A 2,043-nucleotide genomic window follows, 5' to 3' on the forward strand; every position below is an offset into this window, starting at 1 on the left:
CGGTGGCGGTGTCGAGCACCGCGATGCCGAGCCGGCCGCCGGACTCGGCCTCGATCGCCGCCCAGCGGGGGTCGGGTGCCTGCTCCAAGTTTTTCTGGGTGGCGTGTGCGGGCACCACGGCGCAGGCGATCGGCATCGCGGTGGCCAGCGACCCCGCGAGCATGCTGTTGAACTGTCTTCTTTGCATTCTGGAAATCCTCGTGGCTTGTCGGTTCGGAGAGCGTGCACGATAGCCATCGCCCCGGCTTCGCTCAAACACTGCTTTCGGGGGCGAGCCCCCAGATAATCCGGGGCATGCAACTTCCGCTGAATGCCATGCGCGCCTTCGAAGCGTCGGCGCGCCACCTGAGCTTCACGCGCGCCGCGCTGGAGCTGTGCGTGACGCAGAACGCCGTCAGCGCGCAGGTGAAGAACCTGGAGCAGCGGCTGGGCGTGGCGCTGTTCCGCCGCCTGCCGCGCGGGCTGGCGCTGACGGACGAGGGGGCCGCGCTGCTGCCGATGCTCAGCGAGAGCTTCGAGCGCATGCGGCTGGTGCTGGAGCAGTTCGAGGGCGGCCTGCGCCGCGAGGTGCTGACGGTGGCGGTGGTCGGCACCTTCGCGGTCGGCTGGCTGCTGCCGCGGCTCGCGGCCTTCCGCCGCGACCACCCGTCGATCGACCTGCGCGTGCTGACGAACAACAACCGGGTCGACCTCGCGGCCGAGGGGCTGGACTGCGCGATCCGCTTCGGCGATGGCGCCTGGCACGGCACCGAAGCCGAGCCGCTGCTGGAGGCGCCGCTGTCGCCGGTGTGCACGCCGGCCATCGCGCGGCGGCTGCGCACGCCGGCCGCGCTGGCGGACGAGACGCTGCTGCGCTCGTACCGTGCCGACGAGTGGGCGCGCTGGTGTACCGCCGCGGGCATCGAGCCGCCGCTGCTGCGCGGGCCGGTGTTCGATTCGTCGATCGCGATGGCGGCTGCCGCGGCGCAGGGGATCGGCGTCGCGCTGCTGCCGCCGGCGATGTTCGGCGAGGAGTTGCGCACCGAGCGGCTGGTGCAGCCGTTCGCGCTGGGCGTGTCGCTCGGGCGCTACTGGATCACGCGGCTGAAGTCGCGCACGCCGACGCAGGCGATGCGGGTGTTTCAAGGCTGGGTGATCCACCAGGCGGCAGAACACTCGACGAAATAGCTGTACACCTATACAGTACGCGCCCGGTTCATCCATTCACTCATCCACGCCACGCTCATGACCGACACCACTGACGACACCGTGCTGATCCAGGAAGCGCGCCACTGGGAAGACGAGACCTGGATTGCCCAGGTGATCAAGAACGAGGACGACGACGGCTGGGCCGTCTCGATGACGCTGCGCGGCGAGGCCGAACCGGCGCTGGTCGGGCCCTGGACCATGGGCCGCGACAAGAAGAACCCGAAGCCGCTGGATGCACCGGCCTTCCACACCCTGGTCAAGACCGCCCACGAGGTGCGGCGCCGCCATGAGCAGCAACTGCAGGCGCGGCTGCACAAGAAGATCTGGATCGGGAACGGCGCCCATGAAATCGTCGTGACGCTCGACATCGTGCCGGACGACGACGATCCCTACGCGATGCTGGCGGCCCGCAATGCCGAGGGCCGGGAAGTGGCCCGCAAGCGCGTCGAGGCCGGGTTCCGGCTGACGGCCGAGACGGCCGAGGCCTGGCTCGCGCGCGAGCTCGCTTGACGCGACGACTCCGGCGGCTTCGACGCGCCGCGGTGCTGGCCGGCACGCTGCTCGCAGCCGGCGTGGCCCAGGCAGAACCCGAGGCGAGCGATGAAGGCGGGCGCGGCGACGCCGATGCACCGATCCAGACCTTCACGCTGCTCGGCTACGAGCGCGTGCGGCTGCCGCAGGGCGAGCGCATGGGCCTGGTGGGCGGCTCGCTGCTGTTCAACGCCGGCGCCGGCTGGGCGTTCGGGCCGGCCGTGTATGGGGCGGCCACCGGGCAGCGCGGCGGCTTGTTCGTCGCCGGGGTCGAAGTGCAGCACCGCTGGCAGTTCAGCCCCGGCTGGACGCTGGCCACGGGCC

2 protein-coding genes and 2 pseudogenes are annotated in these 2,043 nt (G+C 71.0%); 3 read left to right on the forward strand and 1 reads right to left on the reverse strand.

The window, feature by feature from the left end; translation table 11 throughout:
• Nucleotides 1-187 (reverse strand): annotated as a pseudogene (locus AC1D15_RS29060) (class A beta-lactamase); the annotation flags it as partial.
• Nucleotides 188-294: 107 nt separating this feature from the next.
• On the opposite strand from AC1D15_RS29060, the gene AC1D15_RS29065 reads away from it, so the two are divergent.
• The 3 genes and pseudogenes from AC1D15_RS29065 to AC1D15_RS29075 form a co-directional block, all read left to right on the forward strand.
• Complete coding sequence (locus tag AC1D15_RS29065; RefSeq protein WP_477828752.1) at nt 295-1,167, forward strand: LysR family transcriptional regulator; 873 nt, start codon at nt 295-297, stop codon at nt 1,165-1,167.
• Nucleotides 1,168-1,224: 57 nt separating this feature from the next.
• On the forward strand, nt 1,225-1,698 hold the full coding sequence (locus tag AC1D15_RS29070; protein ID WP_477828753.1) for a hypothetical protein: 474 nt from the start codon (nt 1,225-1,227) through the stop codon (nt 1,696-1,698).
• Nucleotides 1,695-2,043 (forward strand): annotated as a pseudogene (locus AC1D15_RS29075) (hypothetical protein); the annotation flags it as partial. The gene AC1D15_RS29070 and the pseudogene AC1D15_RS29075, both read left to right, overlap by 4 nt.

This window comes from Rhizobacter sp. P2_H2 (genome assembly GCF_056403375.1).

Excerpts from the sequence above, each read along its gene's own strand:
- AC1D15_RS29065 (WP_477828752.1), top strand. The coding sequence starts at position 295 with ATGCAACTTCCGCTGAATGCCATGCGCGCCTTCGAAGCGTCGGCGCGC.
- AC1D15_RS29070 (WP_477828753.1), top strand. The coding sequence starts at position 1,225 with ATGACCGACACCACTGACGACACCGTGCTGATCCAGGAAGCGCGCCAC.